Raw genomic sequence first — 23,644 nt, 5'->3', positions numbered from 1 at the left:
TGAATCACTTAATAGTAATTTAATTATTGTGCCTCTACCATTTCACCAATATAATAGAATCCTTTACATTCTACCAACTTGACGTTAACAATTCTACCAATAAGCTCCGTGGAACCTTTAAAATGAACCAATAAATTATTACTTAATCTACCAGTTACTAACTCAGAATCTTGCTCATTAATTCCTTCTACTAGTACTTTTTGAACTGTTCCTGTTTCTCTTCCAGTTAATTCCGATGAGATAATCTTAACTTCTTTCAGTAAGCGGTTAAAACGATCCTTTACTACTTCATCATCTACTTGCTCTTCCATATTGGCAGCAGGAGTACCTGTTCTCTTTGAATATACAAAAGTAAATGCACTTTCATAACGTACCTTTCGAATTACATCCAAAGTCTCTAAGAAATCTTCTTCTGTTTCTCCTGGGAAACCTACAATAATATCCGTTGTTAATGAAATATTAGGAATAGCGTTCTTAATTCTATCTACAAGATTAAGATATTGTTCTTTCGTATAATGACGGTTCATAATCTTTAAGATTCTTGAACTTCCTGATTGTACTGGAAGGTGAAGATGGGTACAGATCTTTTTCGAATCCTTCATTGCATCTATTAAATCATCAGATAAATCTTTTGGATGAGAAGTCATGAAACGAACACGTTCTAATCCATCAATTTTCTCAATTTCTCTTAGAAGTCCTGCAAATGTCATTGGTTCTTCAAGGTTCTTCCCATATGAGTTAACATTTTGGCCAAGAAGCATAATCTCAACTACGCCATCAGCAACCAAATCTTTAATCTCTTTGATAATATCTTCTGGGTTACGGCTTCTTTCACGTCCTCTTACATAAGGCACAATACAATATGTACAGAAATTGTTGCATCCAAACATGATATTAACGCCAGCTTTAAACTTGTATTTTCTCTCACTAGGTAGATCTTCAACAATTTCAGTAGCATCTTTCCATATATCAATAATCATATCCTTAGAATCTAATCTTGCCTGAATCAATTCAGCCAATTTAAAGATATTGTGCGTTCCAAATATAATATCAACAAAACGATAACTCTTCTTAATCTTATCAACTACTGCGTCTTCTTGCATCATACATCCACATAATGCAATTAGCATATGAGGATTTTTCTTTTTAAGTTGGCTAAGATGTCCAAGTCTTCCGTAAACCTTAAGATTTGCATTTTCTCTAACGGTACAAGTGTTATAGATTACAAAATCAGCTTCTTCTGTATCCACTTCTTTGAATCCTATTTGTTCCAAAGTTCCAAGAATCTTTTCGGAATCTCTTGCATTCATTTGACACCCAAAAGTGGCAATATGACAAGTGAGTGGCCTTTGAAGTTCTTCTGATTTTTCTGTATAATAATCTCTTAGATGTTCAATAAATCTAAGTTGTCTTTGTGATTCTTTCTCAGTAATATTAATTTTAACTTCTTCTTTCATACTTAATCCATGCCTTTCTAGAATGTAGCACTATTCCTAATACGAACAGGCTCATTAGTCTACATGATATTATATCAACTTCTTTTAATTGTTTCAAGAAAGAATAAAGAATCAAACGAAACATATGAGTTGCCAGGCTAGATTTTGAAACAGGTCATTTGTCGGGCAACTCATCATATTTCAATATAATTAATTGAATTAAATTATATGAAATGCACTTAAAAAAATGAGAGAACAACAAGACTCTGCTGCTCTCTCAAAATACTTAATAACTTTAAACTACATAGACTTAAGAATACTACGTGCAACGCTAATACCATTTGCAGACGCTTGTTGTAATCCTCTTGTCACTGATGCACCATCGCCAATTGCACGAAGTCCTTTTACACTAGTTTCAAATTCGCGATTCACCACTACTTTATTTGAATAGAATTTCACTTCAACACCATATAATAAAGTCTCATCACTTGCTATACCTGGGGTTACTTTATCAAGTGCAAGAATCATTTCTTTAATATCCACCATGATTCTATGAGGGAATACTAATGATAAATCTCCTGGAACTGCATCTTTAAGAGTTGGAATAAGATTATTTCTGCATAATCTTTCTTCTGTTGTTCTTCTACCTCTTTGGAAATCACCAAAGGTTTGTACAAGAATCTTACCATCGCATAACATATTACTTAATTGTGCGATATGCTTTCCATATTCAATTGGAGTCTTGAATGGTTTTGTAAAGTTCTTCGATACAAGTAATGCAAAGTTCGTATTATTTGTCTTGTACTCTTTTGCTTTATATGCATGTCCATTGACTACAGCTAATCCATTCTCATAGTATTCTGTGGCAACCTCACCAGATGGATTGGTACAGAAAGTACGTACTTTATCGTCAAATGTTGGTGTGTAATATACTAATTTTGCTTCATAAAGATTCTTATTTAGGAAATCCATTACTTCATCTCGTACTTCCACACGAACCCCTATATCAACAGTTCCAACCGCTGTTTCGATTCCATGTTCTTTACAGATATGACTAAACCATTCAGAACCTTCTCTTCCAATCGCGGATACAATTTCATCGGCATAATATAACTCACCTTTATCTGTTTTAATACCAACTGCTTTATCGTCTTCTATAATAATATTATCTACCATTGTATTAAATATCATTTCTACCCCTTCGGATAATAAATGATCTTGTAAACGATTATATATTTTGTAACCTTCTTCAGTTCCAAGATGTCTGATTGGGCATTCAATTAACTTAAGATTCGCATTTATAGCTTTTCTTCTAATTTCATGTATTTCTTTTTCTTTGTCTACGCCATATACGTTGGTATCAGCTCCAAATTGTAAATAGATATCATCAGATTCCTTTAATAAATTCACTGTTTCATCATAACCAAGAATATCAGGTAAATTACCTCCAACATCTGGAGATAAAGATAATTTTCCATCTGAAAAAGCTCCAGCTCCAGCAAAACCAGTCGTTATGGAACAAGGTGAACATTTAACACATTTTTTAGTTGTACGTTTAGGACATTTTCTTTGTTCTATCCTTCTTCCTTTTTCAATCATTAATACTTTCATGTCTTTTCTTTGTTTTTTAAGTTCATATGCACAAAAAATTCCTGATGGGCCTGCACCAATAATAATTACATCATATTTTTGCATAGTATCACTCCTTTCGCCATCTTCCATTTTATACAATTTATTTATATTTTGCACTATATTTTTTATTTACTAAACTAATATCACTTTTTTTGCTAACAAATTACTTAACTTGCCGTAAACTATATTGTATCATTTGTTGATATTTGTTAGATTATGTAACGTGATTATTTATTTTGCATAAAATATAGTGTAATAAAAAAAAACTCATTTTGAAGGGAGTGAGCACAATGCCAATCAATGCATTATGTGATTATGTAGTTTTTGTTGTATTAGGAATATGCCTTTGTACTGGTTATGTAATAAAAAATAGTCTAGATTTTATACCAAATAAGTACATACCGCTAATTATGCTATTTATTGGGGTAATTGCCAACGTTGCATTTCAACATTCTATTAGTGCTGAGATTGTCTTAGCTGGTATGATTACTGGATTAACTAGTACAGGAATGCACGAAGCATTTCGAAATTTAATTGAAAATGGCAGTAATAATTCAAAAGGAAATAATAATGATAATAACGCTACTAATAATCATAATTCTAACAATAACATAGATAAGAAATAATAAAAAGGAGCGTCGCTCCATAACTAGTTTTATACTTCTAGTTATTCAACGACACTCCAATAATTTACTCTATACTATTCTATGGCTCAATTCCCCACTGTAGGCTACCATTAATATAAGCTGTTACCTTATTCCATGAAGCATAAGTTTTATTCAAAGCACTAAAGGAATAATCATTAGCTTGTGAATAGCTACTCCAATCAGCTTTTGAAATTCTAGTTTGTACAAAAGCACTTTGACCAGCAGCTATAGTTCCTGCACCACTTGTAAACCCAATTTCTAAATAAGTATCTGCCGTACTCGAACTATTCTTCATCGTGATAAAAGCTCCTTGGACATTCGATGTTCCAACAGATGACCAATCACACCAGAAACTATGTGCGCTAGCTCCATCCGCTGTAAAATAATATCGAAGTGTTACATCGGACAGATTGATTGATGTAGAACCAGTATTAATAATCTTAAATAGTGGTGATAACGTATTGCTCGAATCAGATGTACCAGAATTATACATCTGTATCTCAAGGTTTCCTACCACTACTACTGTTGAATCAGTTACTGTAACCGTTACTACTTGATCCTTTCCAGCACTAAAATCAAAAGTAAGATTTGTCACACCAACAGCTAGTGAACTTAAATAATCTTTCTTTATAATAACTTTATTATCTGATATTGTATAATCAGTATTTAAAGTTAAAATTGAGCTACCATTTTTAATAGCTGTTAAAGTATTACCGTTCAAAGCTACATCAACTATTACATCAGATTGCATAGCTACATTTTTATCAAAAGATATAGCTGATGGAGATACTGTCGAATTTACTTGTGAACTAGAATCTGTAATGCTAATTGCTAGAACTGGATCAACACCAGCACTAAAATCAAATGTCAAATTGGTTGTACCATTTGCTTGCTGTGCTAGATATTCTTTTTTAATGGTTACCGTATTATTTAATACCATATAATCAGTGCCAGATACTAATTGATTCGTACCATTACTAATAGATACTAAAGTATTACCATTCAATGTCATCTCAACTGTAACATCTTTTTGTTCTGCTACGTTTTTATCAAAAGATGCTGTTAAAGGGCTTACGATTGAACTTGTAACTGTACTTGTCGTATCTCCATAGACAATACCTCTTCCATTTGTTCCAACATATACACGACCATAGATTCTTGGGTCTCCTGTAATACATGAATTTAATCTTCCATATTGATGTTGATCATCATTAATTCGAACCCATGATGCTCCACAATCATCTGAACGAAAGATTCCTCTTACTCCATTTATTTTTGCAGAAGTGTAAAGTGCCATATAGCTTTGTCCAGGTGCTGCTTTTCCGAAACCGATTACATCAGCCTCTTGAACATTAGATAGTTTAGTAAATGTCTTACCTGAATCTGTGGAATGCCATAAACCATATTCATAATCCTTATATCCACCAGCTAACCAGATGTCACCTTCTACTCCTGGCATTGCTTTTAAGCTTGCATTTGAAGCTGTTGGTAATCCAGTAGATACTGTAGCTGTAAAGTTAGCGCCACCATCTGTGCTTACATAGAATGTTCCATTGTAAAATGCATAGAATTTCTTAGGATTTACTCTATCCGACGCAATTGTCGCGTGGCTTGGAATACCTTTTGATTGATTCCATGAGTTACCAGATGATGAGGAATAACATACTGGTTGATCAGTACCATTTGGAGCCCAAACGATGGAATTACCATCTGCTGACATTGCTACATTACCGCCGCCAGTCTCATCAGTACTGCTACTTGACCAACAGTTCTTTACTGAATACCAGTTTTTTCCTGCATCATATGATAGTGCTATTCTTGGATGATCTCCCTTGTCTGTATTACCGACTCTAACAAACTTAGATGGACTTAATTCTGCATAATCCATACCTGTAGTTGTACTGAATGTTGGAGATCCCATCATTGTTTTTGGTACCTTTGTAAGATCTTCATGAACGAATCCACATACATCACCAAGACCACTAATTAGATGCGCTGTTCCAGTTGTAGGACTAATAAGAGATTGAACGGCTGTTTGTTCAATACCAAGTGACTTAACAGTGATATTAACTTTTCCACCTTTTCCAAGGTCTGTTAAGTTATCCGTTCCATATACAGTTGCGCCAGTGCCATAGAACATGCGGTCTGAATTGAATGGATCAATGGATACATTACCAATCATCCATCCAAGTACTGGTGATGGAATTGGTGGTTCTGCTATTTTGTTAAAGGTTAACCATGGTGTTGCTGAGATATCTTGGGTATATCTTAAAGTACGGCTTGGATATCCATTCCAATCCCAGAATCTTGTCCAAGTTGTACCTCCATCTGTTGAATAGAAGAAATTTGCTTCTGGCCACCAGGAATTAAATGTACTAACGAGTATTGTATCTGGATGTTGTGCATCAACAGATATTCCACCATAACCAAAATAATCATCCTCACTACTTGATGCTACAGGGCTAATTTGGGTCCATGCCTTCTTTGTTGTATTATATTTCCATACTTCACCTTTGGTTCCAACGTATGGTCCAGGGCCATTGCTATAAGTGATGTATAAATTACCATTCGATGATAATACACCATGTTGAGGTAAATATCCATTTTGAGGTTGACCACCTAGAGCACTCCAAGTCTTACCTCCATCTTCGCTACAGAACACTGTATTCTCTGCAGCAGCACCGCTTTTTGCTTTATTAGCAACTCCAACATATATTTTCTGGCAAGGAGTACCTTTCGTACTTGAAGTTGTATCAAACGTAACCCATACAACACCAGTTATCGTGTTATCATAAGAAGTATTATCGAAATCGGATGGTATATAGTCACCTACTTCTGTAAATGATGTTACTTTATTCCATGTTACACCATAATCCGTACTCTTCCATAGACCATTACCACTTCTAGTTCCCATATATAAAACATTATTGCTATTAGGATCGACAACTAGTCTTTCACCCATGGAACGACCTAACATATTGGCTCCAACTTTAAATGGTAACTTTGTTATTTGCCAAGTATCACCCTTATCTGTAGATCTTAGAATACATCCATTGGCATCTGTCCAATTATTTGTATAGGTTCCCGCTTGGATATACACACGATTCGTATCGACTGGATCGGTTGCTAAGCTGTCGCATCCAAGATTATTCCAATCATCATTACCGATCCAATCGGTAAGAGGAATCCAAGTATTTGTTGTCTTGTCCCATCGATAAGCTCCCCCCATATCTGTTCTAGCGTAGATAAGGTCTTTTTCTCCGTTGTTAAATATTACATCGTCAACATAGCCACCTCCGCCGATCTGAACGTTCTTCCATGAATAGTTTTCCGTTGCTACTGTTGATGTCGATGTGGTACCCGTTTCATTTTGTGCATTTACTATTGTGTTATTAGGTATGTAAGTAAATAATGTCATTGTAAGTAAAATACTCAGTAATCTCTTCCCTCTTTTTACTTTCATAAAAAATTCCTCCTTATTAATATTCTGTACAATGGCATATCTAAATAAAGTCCTCCTTTCTGTAATTTTTATTATCAAATGGCATTGCCATTATCCAGATCATGTTAAATATGTTACATTCTAATAAGTAATTCGCACATTTGTTTTGGTTATATTTTACATTTCTTATATATAGTTTATTCATAAAACAAATAAAATGCAACAATTTTCGCTCATCTTTTTCTTTCCTATTTCGACAAAAACAAACCAAGAAATATATCCCATATAGATATATTTCTTGGTTTCGTAACATTACCTCATATATTAATTTTTCTTTTACTATTCTTACTATTCTGATGCTTTTATCTATTCTACCTATAAATATTTAAGCGCTAAGTCATCTAACTCAGATTTTAACTTTAGATTCTCATATTTTGCAGCGATTGGAGAAAATATATCTAAGGTTTCTTTCGCTCTTTCTTTATATTTATCTGGTGATGTATATTGAATTGTTCTCATATTATGGAGGCGATCTGCCAATTTGACCATAATTACTTTTTCATTCATATCTTCGATTTTGCATCCCCTAGAATAACTTTCATTAAATAATGTAATTTGCTTAACCAATCTTGCAATGCTTTCTGTAAAATCATTTTCAATCGTAGATAACTCAATATTTGAATTCATTTCTAATACATCATGAAGAAGACCAACAAGAATTGTTTCCTCATCTGCTTCCATCTCTGCAAGAAGAATTGCTACATTCAACGAATGAGTGACATATTCATCCCCACAATATCTCTTCTGACCTTCATGTGCTTGGCATGCAAAATCATAAGCTGATCTTAGATGTTCACTATTAGATTCGATTTGATTCTCTGATACAATATTGCATAGAATATCATATAGTTCCTCCTTAGTAGTATGGATTGATGGTTGTTTTAAGAATATACTCATATAAACTCCTTTCTGACTATCCGTGTTGTTTCCAACTGAATTATTTGTCATATCACTATTGGATTCATTACTATCTAATTCTTCATATGTGCTATTAATATAACTATTTTGAATCTGAAAGGCTTTAATTAGTGTTGGGGAGAATCCATAATGTTTACGAAAGGCTTTTGTAAAAGCACTATGTGTTGAATATCCATAATCTAAAGCTACATCAAGTATTCTACTCCCATTCATAATATCCCAAGAGGCTTTGATTAACCTTCTCTCCTTTACATATTCCATTGTTGATATTCCCATACAATCTTTAAACATTCTTGCAAAATGACAGGTCGAATACCCCATTGCATTTGCTATATTTTCGATTGTAAGATCCTCTTTTAAATGCTTTTCAATATATTCGAAACATAGCATCTTGATACTATCTTGTTCCAACACTAACACTTCCTTCCCACGTGGTAATTATATTATAGAATATCTATTTAATTATTGCTGTTCCATTCTTGATATATCATTAAGATACTTATATAATATTAAAAGCTGAATTCCACACTTGGAACCCAGCTTCAATATTATCTTTTTATTCCAATTTATTAAAATTATTTGTGATTATTTACGCTCAGACATCTCTTAGTATAACCACTTGAATTTACTCAAACGCTTTCATTGCATCTCTCTCGCGACATAATTCATGATATAACTCGTATGAATTCCACACTTGATTATTCGGTGTCATGATTGCTCTTAAGGAAACGGAATCAATATGAGTTTTTCTGTATTCTTTGAGGAATTGGTCCAATAAGGAATCAGTAAAATTCACCATAATGAACATTTCATCTTGAAAAGCTTCTTCTGTTCTACCATTTAACTGGTTATCTTCCTTCTTTTCAAGCGTTCCAGCTAGATTACCGATAGAATTAAGATATTCCTCTTCAACAACATGTTTCACTTCTATGGATAACCTTTTACATAGTTTTTCGATTTTACTTCCCTTTGCACTTTTTAAGTTATATAATAAGATTTTTGATTGTTCCATAATACCCTCCTTCTTAAGCTGCTCTAGTTATTTACTTATTCGATATTCTAATCTTTCGAACCTTGCCCTTTATCGTTTTCTTCAGTAACTCTTTTAGGACATATTTTCCTTTACCATTTAATATCTCAACAAACGTTGAGATATCTACTATCTGAATAATTCCAATATCTTCTGCTGTTACACCTTCAATGCTACAGATTGATCCTACAATATCAACTGGACGTATCTTTGCTTTCTTTCCAGCATTTATGTGAAGTTTCAGGATATTATTATTTAAGGACGAGCCTTTTTTTTCTTTTAACTCCGGTTTATCGCCATTCTTAAGTAAAAAAGCTTCTTTATATTCTAACACCTTTTCTCGTAATGGAGCTTCTCTTACTGGAATCTCTTTATCTATATACTCACAAATGGATTGTAACAATCTCATGTCCCTATCTTCTACTAACGAAATTGCTTTACCTTCTCTATTAACGCGTCCTGTTCTACCAATACGATGGACATAATTCTCCTTGTCCTTTGGTAATTCATAATTAATAACCAGTGATATATGATCAATGTCGATTCCCCTTGCTGCTACATCCGTTGCAATTAGATAGCGAAATCGTCCTTCACGAAACTGTTCCATTACATTGGTTCTATCGCGTTGCTCCATACCACCATGAATCTGATTGCAAGAAAGGTGATTCTTCATCATTTTATAGGCAACTTCATCAACTGTTTTCTGGGTATTGCAAAATATAATACAACTATCTGGATTATTCAGAATCATGATATCTTTCAGTAAAGAAAATTTCTCCTGTTCCGATGCAATATAAGCTTCTTGATCAATACTGTCTACTGTTAGATTCTGATCTTCCATTGTAATGAATAGAGGTTCCTTCATATACTGTTTACATAAACTTTCAATATTGTCTGGCATTGTTGCCGATAAAAGTAAGGTTACTCTTTTCTTTGGCAAACTCTCTATAATCTTTGCTACCTGTTCAATAAATCCCATTCGAAGCATCTCATCAGCTTCATCAATGACTAAATATTCTATCTTTGAAGTATCAAGTGTTCCTTTCTCAAGATGATCGATAATTCGTCCAGGTGTTCCTACAATGACATGTGTCTTTTGCTTTAGTTCTTTTACTTGATTTATAAAAGGAGCTCTTCCATATACTGCTGTAGGTTTAATTCTTTTAAATCTACCGATATGAAAGATATCCTCTTTTACCTGTAGTGCGAGTTCTCTTGTTGGCTCAATTATAATCGCTTGTGGTTTGTTCTCCTCCCATATGATTTGTTCACAAATTGGGATTGCAAAGGATGCTGTCTTCCCACTTCCTGTCTGAGATTTGACTATTACATCATTTTTATTAATTATTGCTGGAATTACTTGTTGTTGAACCTTTGTTGGATTCTTATATCCTAATAGATCAATTGCTTTTATTATCTCATTGCTTAACGTGTACTGCTTCCATTCTTTAGAACTCATATTTATACCTTTATTTTTCATAATTTTAACTTTTCCATTATACCAATAATTATGAACCAATACTACTTATAATTTTAATTTCCAAACTTGGCAGTAATTAGTTAAGGATAAAGTGGTAAGTTCATAAGTCCTATTTGACGATGCCAATGTGAATAGATGCTTATTAAAATTTAATAATATTTATTGAATTCCCTCATGCAAAGTTCAACGCATTTGTATACTAAAAGGTATGATATTAAAATTAGGGAAGCCGTAGCTTCCCCAGATAAAGTATATTAATAGTCTAGCGCCTTTTCGTATAGTGAATGGCTTAAAAATACTGTGTTTATGCCATTTGATTATTGTAATGCAATATAAATATGAATCTCATTACAATTGCCTTCCTCATCCATATGATATTCCTCAAAGTCACTTGTATATTTACGATTCAGATTCATGTTCCATAGCTTCATCCAAAAATCAGAAACTGCATTCTTAACATCGCCTATTACAATAAACTTTGCATATGTTCCTGCAGAAATTATCTCATATTCTAATTCTGTATTCGTATTTTGATTATTCTTATCATCGATTTCACAACATACGAGCATATCATACTCACCTGCTACATCATTTTCATAATTGGTATAAAGTCCGATTGTACTATCATTTACCTTATGCTCGATAGATTGGTATACTCCATCTCGAAAGAACTTTTCCCACAGACTTGCTATGTCTTTTGGCGTATCTGGATTACCATTACTTGTTCTAATTCTTAATCCTGCAACTAATTTTTGTTCTAATTTTACAATATCATAATTCATATTAACTCCCATTTGTCACTGTCTCCTCTTTTCTTTTAATGAAATGAGTATAACATTATGAACTTGACATCTGTATGTCATATTATAAAATTATCTAATTAAAAGCATTCAAATCCTTTAAGATAAAGCATATACATAATTGTTTGATGTGCTTTCCACCAATTCTTACTTATATTCCATTCTTCTTGAAAGTCATCCCAGTTCCAGTTAATATTCCAGCTACCGTCTGGATTCATTGATTTCATAATGTATTCAAGTTCAAATTCGGATATTTCAATATTGTCTTGATAAAATATACTTTTTGGAGATATGAAGAATTGAGATGGCCTGCATACGTAATCTGTCTTCCATGCTTCTTTATTTGTAGTAATTAAAGATGTCACATTATGAATCAGTTGATTTCGCATCACTGGTACATCAAAGATCTCCGTAATTCCTGCTTTCATACAATAATCATAGAATCGCATAAAGCAAATCTCTTCATGCATATTTGGCTTATAATCCGTACTAAGATAATAGGAAACTGCCTTTTTCGCTATCTTTAGTGCTAAGTGATAAAGTTCTGAGTTGATATCTGCAAAGAATAGAATGAACCCAACTAGATTAATGGTTGGATTGTAACTCCACTTTTTCACCTCATTCACGTCAAAGGTCCACCAAGGTGCTCTTGGATATTCATTATTAGATGGAACTTGTGCTAGCCAATAACCATCAATGAAATCCTTTTTACTTTCCAGATAGGCCAATATACTTTTCACCATAGTATTATTTTTATGAGTTATCCTTAGTTCATACAGAATCTCTGTTGCACACCACGTCTGAATAGGTGAGGAATTAGGGTTTAGGCTATCTGCTTCTAGTCCATGTCCAAAGCCACCATCCTCATTTTGGTATGCAGATAATGCAGTAAGTACATCTAACCTGCTTCCATTTTCAAAGTGAAACTTCCATCTTGCAATATCTAATGGTCTTGCATATCGATACATCCATTTACGAATCACATCGTATTGATCTTTTGATAATTTCATTCCTATACCTCCTTGAAACTTTCAAAATAACGTTCTTTTTCAGTTCTATATCCTATCATTTTGCATACATGAATCATTAATATTGATATTATTTTCTAGTATTTAACATTATAAGTTAACTAGATCCTAACGTCAAGAAAACTATAGGTAAAAAATGTGAAAATTATTCACTACATTTTTGAATAAAATATGCCGTATATTCTTTGTCAAAATGATATCCAAGTTTTATAGCAAGATCTAATGATCCCTTATTTGCTGCATCCCAACTAGGATAAAGATCACGTGATATACATTCTAGTATAAACCTTGCAGCACAGGCAATCCCTAGTCCTCTTCTTCGATACTCTGGGTGTGTATCAATCTCTATTTCAACACCGCCTTTGTAATAGGTATAAGTTGATACTCCACTTACTATTTTGCTATCTTTAATCACTACATATCCAACTGCTGCCTTCTCTAGATAATCTTCAAAACTTGAGAAAGCACTAACAAGATCATAAGACCAATCTTCGCACTTAATAACTTGAAATATTTCTTTATCTATTGGAAGAATCTGATATTCTTTTGGAAGTGCATCTACATATGACTGCAAATGTTCTCTATTGAAGGCATCTTTCTCTTTTTTTAATGCATATCTTTGAAATGAAGTAATTGATCTATCACTTCTACTAGCATATACCTTTTGAATTAACTTACCACACTCTGCATCCTTAGGTACGAGGATTAATCGTTCATAATAATCTGGAATATAACTCGCAACAACGCTAGCTTCAACTGAGTCTACATCTCCAGCCAAGAAACCAAAATCTGAAACAATGATAAGTGCGATACTAGGATGTTCTATTTGATCCGCCCATGCTTGGCCCATACACCCATCAAGACATGACCATATCATTGTTTCTTCCCAACCTTCAAATAATGGAGCTATGTTAACCATTTGGTTCTGATTTACTTTTACCACACTTTTTACCTCCTCGTATACTATCTATAAATATTATAGCAAGGTATGGTGTATTTTTCCATACTAATATATTTCATAAACTTTTCTATAAGTGCATGTTCAAAATAAAGGTAATAATCGGTTGCATTTTTTAATACCTTTTTCATCCCTGATTACAGAAAGCGAGACTATCCTGTTGGTTAGTCTCGCTTTCTGGTTGATGTATATTTTATCAAGATGTGTTTTATCTACTTTTTCAAATCATATTATATCATTACAGTATTCTATCCGACCTACTCATAAAGATTTGCACTAAAATATCGATCTCCTCTATCAGGAAATACAACAACTACGTTTCCTTTGTCAATTTTATTCACTAGTTTTAACGTTGCTGCCATTGCTGCACCTGAGGAAGTTCCAGCAAATATTCCTTCTTTTTTCGCTAACTCTCTAGACACCCTAAATGCTTCCTCATCATTAACCTTAATTACCTCATCCACAAGGCTCATATCCATTGTGTCGGCAATAAAATCATTACCTATCCCTTCAATATTATAGTCTCCATGTTCTCCTCCTCCCATGGTGGAACCTACAGGATCTGCGAGAATACCCTTAATTCTAGGATTCTTCTCTTTCAGATATTTTAAAACACCCGTATAAGTCCCACCACTTCCAGCTCCAAGAACGACATAATCAAGATTACCTTCTAGGGCATCGTATATTTCAGGTCCGGTTCCTTCGTAATGTGCCCTCGGATTACTCCTATTTTTAAACTGTTCTAACGATATAGAATTAGGTATTTGTGACTTTATTTCTTCTGCTTTGGCAACAGCTCCAAGCATTCCGTCTTCTCTAGGAGTATTTATAATTTCAGCGCCAAGTGCCTTCATTAATTTCTGTTTTTCAATGGAAAACTTTGTTGGTACTACAAAAATTATTCGATATCCCTTATTTAAAGCTGCAAATGCTATACCAAGTCCTGTATTTCCTGCGGTTGCTTCTACTATGGTATAACCTTGCTTTAATCTACCTTTATCCTCTGCATCTGCAATCATATATTTACCAATTCTGTCTTTTACACTTCCTGCTGGGTTATATAATTCAAGCTTTGCAAAAATATTTATATCTTTTCTATCATCTATATTTTTATCATAGATATAATTTAATTTTACCAATGGTGTATTACCAATGAGTTCTTGCATTGATTCAAAATATTTCATAAACTTAATTCTCCCCAGCTAATTGAATTGCATGATCCAGATCTGCAATGATCTCGTCAACCTTTTCAATTCCTACAGACAATCGAATCAATCCATCTGTAATTCCAACCTTCTGACGAATATCATATGGAATGGATGCATGAGTCATGCTTGCTGGATGACATACAAGTGATTCGACACCTCCAAGACTTTCTGCAAGAGCAACAAGCCCTAGCCCATCAAAGAATTTTCTAATGTCTAAGTTATCATTTAATTCAAAGGATAGCATAGCACCACCGTTCTTCGCTTGTTTTCTATTCACCTCATATCCTGGGAAATCTTCAAGCCCAGGGTAATAAACCTTTTTGACTGCTGAATGATTCACTAAATAATCAACTATTTTCTCAGCATTTTCCACATGTCTATCAAGGCGAACCCCTAAGGTCTTTATTCCTCTAATTAAAAGGAAAGAATCAAATGGTTGTAATATTCCACCGGTTGCATTTTGAATAAATGCAATTCTTTCTCCTAATTCCTTATTATTTACCACGACAAGACCTGCAATTAAGTCACTATGACCTCCTAGATATTTTGTAGCACTATGCAGTACAATATCAATACCGAATTCAATTGGCCTTTGTAAGTAAGGAGTCATAAAAGTATTATCCACTATGGATAATATTTCATGTTTCTTTGCTATATCAGCAATAGCCTTTAAGTCTGTGATTGTCATAAGGGGATTGGCTGGGCTTTCGATATAGATGGCCTTTACATCTTCCGTAATCTTCTTATCAAGACCTTCAAGATCCGTTGTATCTTCTATTGAATAGAGTATTCCAAAGTTCTTGAATATCTTATCTAGTACACGAAAAGTTCCTCCATATACATTACTTGATATTATAATTTTATCGCCTGACTTAAATAAGGATAAAACCGCTGTAATTGCTGCCATACCCGATGCAAATGCAAAGCCAGAAGTACCACTTTCTAATTCAGCAATCAAAGCTTCAAGCGCTTCTCTGGTTGGATTACCTGTTCTAGAATATTCATATCCTGTATGCTTTCCAAGACTAATCTGCTCATAAGTAGACGTTTGATAAATGGGTACATTTACTGCTCCTGTTCTTTCATCTCCATAGATTCCCCCATGGATTAATGCTGTTGATATATCGCTATAATTCTTTTTACTCATTCTTATTCCTCCTGATCTTATATGCTCTATAATTTATGATACTTTATCTTCCTCTTTTCAAATACATATGCCCAATTTATCATTTCGCTAATTCTGCGGTGATAAAATGAACATTTTCAAATGCGCGCAAGTTATCTTTTCTATTACGGAAATAATGTTCTTGAATCTTCTTAGGTGATTGATAGTCAACAATCTCGTATTCACTACTTCTAAGGGCTTTTTCTAAATCATGATAATCGAATCCATCTGTCATCTTTTCACCTAGTTCTTCTGTTAAGGCTTTTATTTTCTTAATTCGAGTACTTCCTATATCATTCTTCCAGGAATTATCATCTGGATAGTCAAACACAATTAGGCTCCCAGGTGATGATATATTAGATGCACTTAAAAATGTATCTCGCAAAGTATCCAATGATAAGTAATAAGACACACCTAGTATTCCAAAGAAAGTCTTTTTATCGGAAACAAATCCAGCTTCTAACAATGTCTCATCAATCCTCTGATTCAAAAAATCGATTGGTACAAAATGTACATTTTCTGGAATCTTCCATCTAAGACTTTTAATTCTTTCAATCTTATGCTTCTGCGTTAATGGATGGTCTAGCTCAAATATTTCAATACTTGGATTATCATTACGAAATGCAAAGGTATCTAATCCTGCTCCACATATCACATACTGACAGCTACCATGTTCTTTGGTAAATTCCAGTAGTTTACGTTCTGTATAACATATTCTTGATAAAGGTATGGGAGAAATATATTCTTCCATAAAATGATTCAACTGTTGTAGTTCTTCCCTTTGATTGGTTATTCTACTGAATCTTTGTTTGGTTAAAGCTTTCATATGTTCGTACTCATCATCGCCTAACAAGTCAAACGCCAAATAATCATCAAATATTTTATCTCGATTATAATAGGAGTGATGTGCTCTAGCAAAAGCACATATTTTTGCGGTTATGCTCCCTTTGTTTTCAAGCATCTTTATTTTCCTTTCTTTTATAACTATATCAATTCACATAACATTAAGTCTTATGCAACAACAATATTATCCCTAGAAATACAATAACGACTCGTCTGTATCTTCTCTTTTTTATATTCTTTGTTTTATCATGATTGTATAACTTTAAGTATTAAATTTTATATATCATATAATTCCTATAGTTTTAATATGATTTAAGTTTATCATATAATTTACTTTTGTCAATATAAATTATACTTTCAAATTGTCCTTTTATGAATTAAAGTAATACATAAGGATGTTTTTAGCCTATATTAAGATTTCTTTGTATAGATACTTCATAAAGAACCTGAATTATAATAGAAAAAAGAATCACACAAAAAGATTTGTATGATTCTTTTTCATTAACAAAACAGATTAAATTTATAATTTTATCTTTTTTACATCGCTATATTTTCCATATAGCTTCTTACCATCCACTATTTTATAAGAACGAATCTTCACAAAATAAGTTTTTCCCTTGGTTAGATTTGATATACTCTTTGATGCTGTTTTACTTTCTTTCACATCAATTGTCTTTTTACCCTTAGAAAAGTCATTGTTTGTTGCATAAGTAATCTCATATCCTGATACATTGTTGTCTTTGTTCCATGCAATATGAATCGTTTCTTCATTTCTCATAGTAATATCAGATAATATCGCTTTTTGTGGTTTTACACGGAGAGTTATCGTTTTTGATGCACTAGTATAATTATTTGTTTCATCCGTATTCATAGTTATCACTGCTTTTCCACAACCTTTTATTATTATATTGCCTTCTTTGTTCACTTTTGCGACTTTTGTATTATCGGATTTATAACTAATCTGTCCTTCTCCAGTAACTTGTGCTTTTAATCGAAATGCCTTATCACCATATGTCTTCGTTATATTAGATTCTTTTGGTAATAAGAATGTGCCCTTTGCCTTATTCACTGTAACTTCAACTTCGATTCCTGTTACAACTTTATATTTCGTTGTATCCGAAGGTGTGTAAGTCACTTTAAACTTATGAATTCCTACATCACCAACTAAGGTTGATGCTACCTCTTCAAAGGAAAATCCAGCTGGTAAAGTTACATCTGCTAAAGTTTTACCATATATAGCAGTTAATCCATGTGGTACATTATAATTTGGTTTTAACTTCTCTTGATCTGTAGACTTATTGGTAGGTATTGTAGATGTTGGCTGATATGAAGATGGATCTGGAGTCGATGGTGTTGGAGTTGGATCTGGCTTAGTAGGTTCTGGTTCTACTGTTGGCATAAATACGAACTCACTTACATCCCCTCTAGTAATTAGATTTTCGTTATTCTTAATCGCTGTATACCAACCATACTTCGAATCTTTCACAAGTCCACTCCATTCTATTTCAGCAGAACCATTTGCGCTATCGGTAGAACCTATTGCGTTATTCGTATATAAAGTTGCATCCATTGATGTTGTTACTAGGGAATGTTCTACGTTATTAAAATCAACATTTAACTCATAGATATCCAAATCAGCTTCGACTACACCTGGAGCGTAGGAACTTAATTTACTTTTATCAAAAAAATTATAATCATTTAATTCCTTTGAATAGGAATTCATATATATTTTATTATTTGCCAAGTCAAAATATAACATCTTGACGTAACCACTGCCACCCTTATCTGCGGATTGATAATCCGTACATATCTGGTATACCGTACGCTCTTTGATTCCATCATGATTATCGTCGAATGCAGTTACATTAATTGCAGCTCCATGATAATGTCCATCAAGAACTGCAAATACATTAGAATTCTTAGCAACTACTTCTTTTTGCACCAAGTCACCGGTATAGTCTAATTTTCCTTTCTGGTCTACATAACGATGTAAGCATATAATTGCTTTGCGATCACTGTATTTTTGTAAAATACGATTCATCCATTCCACTTCACTATTATATAGATCCCAACCCATATATAGAACGATCATCTCTTCTCCATCTATCGTTAACAAATCATAGTGTCCGAGATTATTTTTATAAGAGCCTCCATAGACAGGGCTATCTTTAAAGCGATTTTCACTAAAATACTTCAAGTAATATTCATATAATTCATTTCCTGCTGCTACATCATGATTACCTGGTAATACTCCATAAGGTAATCCTGCATCTTCAAAAATCTTCATGTTTTTATCAACGCATTCCCATTGATAGCTCTGTTCAAACTCATCCACTAGGTCTCCAGTATGAATTGCATACTTGATTTTTTGTTGATTCATCTGGCTAACAATCCAACGATTCATAGTATCAAAAGAATCATTCCAAGTCTCTGTATAATACTGCGTATCGGTTATCCAAGCAAAAGAGAAATCATACTGTTCTGGAATTCCAGTTCCATCCCACACATAATTATTTTTGATTGTTTTATCATCTGCAGGCTCTATAGAAGGAATTGTTTCATTTCCTCTTGCTTGTACTAATACTTTAGCTATATTATTTTGCACATGGTTTTCTAGAGTGAATTCAGCTTTTTTAACGTTATCCTCATCAATTGTTTTCAATAGTTCCCAACCATTTTTGCTAACATTATACACGTATAATTGAATTGGTTTATTATAAGAAGCCTTTGCACTTATTTTCACTTGCAGAATATCCGAAGGATCACCCTCTGCTTTCATTTCATAGATTTGATAAGGGTACGCTCCATCTTTCGTGGTTACAGTACCAAGTGCTCCAGGAACACTACTTCCTGTATTATCACCACTGCCCTGTAATACATTAATCTCATCACCAATCTCTAGAGATTTTCCTTCGTAAAAAGTTACTTTTGTATTATCTTTCACATTCTCTCCAAGCATTGCCTTAAGGTGAATACTATCCTTCTTACTTCCTGTTTGTGTCATGTTACTTACAACAAGTTTTCCGTTATTGTATGTGAATGCAATGGATTGAACTCCTTCATTACCATTTAAGTCCATTGCTTTAACAACAAGCATATTCTTACCTTCTATTAAATCCGATCCTTGGAATGTGTATGGAGCTTTTAATATCTCGCCATTTAAATATACTTTTGTTTCATTCTCATTTATTCCAGTATCATCCGATAAAGAGATTAGTGCTGTACACTCGTTATTCAACTTTTCATTCTTATGAATACTAGTAGTAATCACTGGTGCCGTATTATCCACTCGAACCTGAATCTTTTTCGTCTCTGTGGCTGATTTTATAGTAACATTATGTAGTCCGTCCTTTTCTAACGTGGTATCCCATACGTAACCAAGAGCATCAACTTTATCTGCTGGAACTGTATAATGAATATCCAAGCGTTCGATCATCCCTTTACTATCCCCCATTTTCTGAACTACATTGGGATCAATTCCATTATCAGGATTCAGTACGGTTCCATCAGTTAGAACTAAATGAAAACCTGTTGCTTTATAATCATCATTATTCTTATCGTTCCCAATCTCAAAAGCACTTCCTTGGGTGCCTGCCCACACTGATATCGTTATTTCACAACTACCATCCTCGCGGTAATTAAAGTTCGATTGATCAACGAAGATAGCTTTTGATTGCATTACATTTGACCATTTCGCGATATAAGAAAGAATCTTGTTACCAACAGAAACACCATTTTTGTAATAACTATCATTTCCTGTAAAACTAAAGGTAAAGAACGCTCCTTTTTCTAATAAGTTCACTTTCTTCATCTTAGTATCGTCAATTTCGATGGAGACATTTTTATCTTTTTTGTCCTTTGCAGTTATTAGAATATTGCCCGCAAGACTTTGCCCTTCTGTTAGATTTGTTCGAATACCTGTGAAATCGTCTACTTTATTTATCTTAATCTTCTTTATAGGAGTCTTCACACTACGATATAAATTGTATCCTTCGAGATAATATTCTACATAATCTTGATTCAATAATTCATTGGCAGGAATCATTGCGAAATATTTACCTAGAATTCTAAATGATGTTGTATCGATTGATTTATATTCTGTCGCAGAGGAGGTCTTATAATAGATGGTTATTTTTTGCATTCCCATATCATCTTGATAAGAATAATGAATATTTAGTTCTTCCCCCTCGTTTATACTTGTAATGGAATCATCTAAGCAAGTAAGAATTGGTGCATTCTTTGTATCTTTGATATTTACTGTTACGATATATCCATTTTTATCGGCAGGTAACGTGGATATATTTCCAGCTTCATCGGTACCACTAACTCGAATGTGATACTCACCTAATTGATCTGGTGTAACACTACCTTGATATGTATATACTCCATTGGACTCCCCTACATATACCATTGCTACTTTTGATGCGGTTTTCTCTACTCCACTCACTACGTTGCTATAAGATATTTCAGAACTTTTCAGTTTTTCGTTTGACTTCAAAAGAACTGGAATGCTATCTCCAAGTTGAATCTTATCCGAGATTGACTCGATACTAAGTTGTGGCGCTATTGTGTCTTTAACATTTTCATTCGTATAGGTAAGTTGTTCTTCTTCAATGACACCCGCTGTTGGATCTGCCTTTTGCTTATATGCGATCATTGTGCTACCTATGGAGGATACTCGAAGGTGAACACTCTTTCCTTTCTCAAGATCGGCGTCAGTATATTGATATCTTGATACTGATACTCCATTTTTATCAATAACATCCAATGCACCGGATGTATGAATCCCATCAAATCCTTTTAATATGTAAATAGGTGTATTGGCATCGACATGATGTGCACTCCGAAAATCCTCTTCCTTCATTGCCAATTGGTTACTTGTGGTGCTTGGATTATATATCCATAATAGTACAGCACTATTTTTAGGGATGATGACATTTCCTCCTGTAAAACTATCTACAGATAGAGTATTCATTGTAATTGCAGTACCTGTCACACTTTTTATTGAATAATCCTCGTTAAATTTTATATCTTCATTCGTACTATTATATAATTCTATATACTCCATTGGATCATTTTCTATTATTGTACTACCCTTTGATATGCTGGTACTATCCCCTGAGTTAGCCTGGGTATTACTATAGATCTCCGTCAAAAATAAACCAGTCGCTTTTGTCGTAATTGCAGGTCCTGTTACTGCCTGTGCTTGTGTATTCGTCATACTTTCATTTGTAGTAATGTTATTTAGTATTCGCTCTAACTGATTAGAATTACTCGTATATAGATTACCGCCTATACTAGAGTTTGAAAGAATTGCATTCTGTATCATTTTTGCATTTGCATTCACTATACTATCATTACTAAATGTAGTGCCAATAACAATAACACCAGAAAGAATCGTTGCTATAGTTCTTTTACCCTTACTTTGATATCCTTTTAACATAATAACCTCCCATACTGCCAATATGCTTTGATTTGGCTTAAAATTATACTTTCGTTATATCCTTATTTTGTAAAATAAGTATGTGAGTATTGTTAGTTTATGGTAAATTCGATTTTCCATTTAGTTTACTAGTCCAAAGAATGAAGTATTTTTCATATCCTATCGTATTGTAAAACTATGTAATCAGATGTATAAAAAGTATCCGTTTACTTAGTTTACCTCACTCCATCGGATAATCTGATAACACTATCCCCCTTAATTATGCTAAATTCGATTTTTCCATATCATTAATAGGAAATGTATAAATGATACTCCGCATGATTGATAATAATCCATTATTTACTTGGAATATTTACATCTTATTCCATTCTGATATTACACACTCTAGAATCGCGTAAATATTTGTTACAAAAGTATTGCGGAAATATGCATAAAATAAAGATTTTACGTTATAATTCAAATTATTTTTTATATATTTTTGTAAGTAATATGTAAAAAATCTTCTACTAATAAATAGCAAATAAAAGGAAATAAAATGTCCCATTGATTATATATTCAATTGCTACCAAAAATAAGGCATAGCTTATGCCATCCGACCTCCGTTATAATAAGCATATGTCACAAAGGAAACATATGAAGCCAACCACAAGGAGGTCAATATGAACAAAAACATGAAAGCAACAATATTAATCATGAGCTTAATAATATCTACACTATTATTCTCAACGACATCTTCTGCTGCGAAATACAAAGTAACCGAGACAGATTCTCTCTATAAAATAAGTACGCTATTTAAGATATCCGTAAGTAAGTTAAAAGCAATGAATCATCTAACTTCCGATGAAGTATATCCTGGACAAACATTAACTGTCTCAGCTAAGACTTACACGGTTAAGGCAGGGGATACTCTTTATAAGATAGCAAAAAGATATGGAATCTCAGTTAATACATTAAGAAAAGCAAATAATATATGGAATGACAATTTAGTGGCTGGTAAGAAATTAATTCTTCCAGGTGTAAAACCACAAAATACTACTCAAACTACTACAAAATCAAAAACAACTTCAACAAACACATCAATCGCTAAAGAAACATCTTTAAGTAGTAACGCTGTTATCTCCTATTCAAAAGAAGAACTTGATCTATTAGCAAGACTGATTACAGCAGAAGCTTCTGGTCAACCATATCAAGCAATGGTTGGAGTTGGTGGTGTAGTTGTAAATAGAGTTCAAAGTAAAGAATGGCCATCAACAATTAAAGGCGTTATTAATCATGTATCTGGTGGTTATTATCAATTCTCACCAGTTAAGAATGGATACATTAATCATCCAGCCACTGATATTGCAATTAAAGCTGCAAAAGAAGCATTGAATGGAAGTGATCCGAGTAAAGGTGCAACGTTCTATTTTGATGATAGTTCTAAAAATACATGGTTATGGTCAAAGCCAATTTTTGCTCGTATTGGAGCCATGGTATTTGCTAAGTAAATAAAAAAGAATAAATTTAAGGGATGTGAACACGCTATCTGGTGTTCACATCCCTTTTTTAAATTAT

At 33.4% G+C, this 23,644-nt stretch carries 15 protein-coding genes; 2 read left to right on the top strand and 13 right to left on the bottom strand.

Annotated elements, in window-relative coordinates:
- Nucleotides 1-23: 23 nt before the first annotated feature.
- Together miaB and bsdtb5_RS09810 are read right to left on the bottom strand one after the other, a co-directional pair.
- Nucleotides 24-1,457: a tRNA (N6-isopentenyl adenosine(37)-C2)-methylthiotransferase MiaB gene (miaB, locus tag bsdtb5_RS09815; protein WP_271715838.1), complete on the bottom strand. Its 1,434-nt coding sequence runs from the start codon at nt 1,455-1,457 to the stop codon at nt 24-26.
- A gap of 279 nt (nt 1,458-1,736) precedes the next feature.
- Nucleotides 1,737-3,131 carry an NAD(P)/FAD-dependent oxidoreductase gene (locus bsdtb5_RS09810; protein WP_271715837.1) on the bottom strand — a complete coding sequence of 465 codons (1,395 nt, stop codon included), beginning with the start codon at nt 3,129-3,131 and terminating at the stop codon, nt 1,737-1,739.
- A 227-nt stretch (nt 3,132-3,358) separates the two neighbouring features.
- On the opposite strand from bsdtb5_RS09810, the gene bsdtb5_RS09805 reads away from it, so the two are divergent.
- Complete coding sequence (locus bsdtb5_RS09805) at nt 3,359-3,694, top strand: phage holin family protein (protein ID WP_271715836.1); 336 nt, start codon at nt 3,359-3,361, stop codon at nt 3,692-3,694.
- Nucleotides 3,695-3,773: 79 nt separating this feature from the next.
- Here bsdtb5_RS09805 and bsdtb5_RS09800 read toward each other — a convergent pair whose 3' ends face one another.
- The 11 genes from bsdtb5_RS09800 to bsdtb5_RS09750 all read right to left on the bottom strand — a co-directional run bounded on the left by bsdtb5_RS09800 (nt 3,774) and on the right by bsdtb5_RS09750 (nt 22,090).
- Nucleotides 3,774-7,178, bottom strand: a complete 3,405-nt coding sequence (locus bsdtb5_RS09800; RefSeq protein WP_271715835.1) for a X2-like carbohydrate binding domain-containing protein — start codon at nt 7,176-7,178, stop codon at nt 3,774-3,776.
- A gap of 354 nt (nt 7,179-7,532) precedes the next feature.
- Nucleotides 7,533-8,546: a helix-turn-helix domain-containing protein gene (locus tag bsdtb5_RS09795; protein ID WP_330611995.1), complete on the bottom strand. Its 1,014-nt coding sequence runs from the start codon at nt 8,544-8,546 to the stop codon at nt 7,533-7,535.
- Between the two features lie 214 nt (nt 8,547-8,760).
- Entirely contained in the window at nt 8,761-9,147 is a 387-nt protein-coding gene (locus bsdtb5_RS09790; protein ID WP_271715833.1) for a DUF3783 domain-containing protein, read from the bottom strand.
- Nucleotides 9,148-9,178: 31 nt separating this feature from the next.
- Nucleotides 9,179-10,624, bottom strand: coding sequence for a DEAD/DEAH box helicase (locus bsdtb5_RS09785; protein ID WP_271715832.1), 1,446 nt, complete (start codon nt 10,622-10,624; stop codon nt 9,179-9,181).
- 338 nt (nt 10,625-10,962) lie between these two features.
- On the bottom strand, nt 10,963-11,439 hold the full coding sequence (locus tag bsdtb5_RS09780; RefSeq protein ID WP_271715831.1) for a GyrI-like domain-containing protein: 477 nt from the start codon (nt 11,437-11,439) through the stop codon (nt 10,963-10,965).
- 86 nt (nt 11,440-11,525) lie between these two features.
- Entirely contained in the window at nt 11,526-12,455 is a 930-nt protein-coding gene (locus tag bsdtb5_RS09775; protein ID WP_271715830.1) for a hypothetical protein, read from the bottom strand.
- 163 nt (nt 12,456-12,618) lie between these two features.
- Entirely contained in the window at nt 12,619-13,416 is a 798-nt protein-coding gene (locus tag bsdtb5_RS09770; RefSeq protein WP_271715829.1) for a GNAT family N-acetyltransferase, read from the bottom strand.
- 272 nt (nt 13,417-13,688) lie between these two features.
- The gene (locus bsdtb5_RS09765) at nt 13,689-14,615 is read right to left on the bottom strand and encodes a PLP-dependent cysteine synthase family protein (RefSeq protein ID WP_271715828.1); all 927 of its coding nucleotides are present in this window, start codon (nt 14,613-14,615) and stop codon (nt 13,689-13,691) included.
- 4 nt (nt 14,616-14,619) lie between these two features.
- On the bottom strand, nt 14,620-15,786 hold the full coding sequence (locus tag bsdtb5_RS09760; RefSeq protein ID WP_271715827.1) for a trans-sulfuration enzyme family protein: 1,167 nt from the start codon (nt 15,784-15,786) through the stop codon (nt 14,620-14,622).
- A 79-nt stretch (nt 15,787-15,865) separates the two neighbouring features.
- A complete protein-coding gene (locus bsdtb5_RS09755) occupies nt 15,866-16,765 on the bottom strand; it encodes a class I SAM-dependent methyltransferase (protein ID WP_271715826.1) in 900 nt (299 codons plus the stop codon).
- A gap of 402 nt (nt 16,766-17,167) precedes the next feature.
- Nucleotides 17,168-22,090, bottom strand: a complete 4,923-nt coding sequence (locus bsdtb5_RS09750; protein WP_271715825.1) for a metallophosphoesterase — start codon at nt 22,088-22,090, stop codon at nt 17,168-17,170.
- Between the two features lie 659 nt (nt 22,091-22,749).
- Between bsdtb5_RS09750 and bsdtb5_RS09745 the strand changes: the two genes are divergently transcribed.
- Nucleotides 22,750-23,577 carry a LysM peptidoglycan-binding domain-containing protein gene (locus tag bsdtb5_RS09745; RefSeq protein ID WP_271715824.1) on the top strand — a complete coding sequence of 276 codons (828 nt, stop codon included), beginning with the start codon at nt 22,750-22,752 and terminating at the stop codon, nt 23,575-23,577.
- Nucleotides 23,578-23,644: the final 67 nt, after the last annotated feature.

The sequence above is a fragment of the Anaeromicropila herbilytica genome (assembly GCF_016591975.1).
GTDB classification, from domain to species: domain Bacteria; phylum Bacillota; class Clostridia; order Lachnospirales; family Lachnospiraceae; genus Anaeromicropila; species Anaeromicropila herbilytica.
This window is presented reverse-complemented; position numbering and strand designations above follow the sequence as displayed.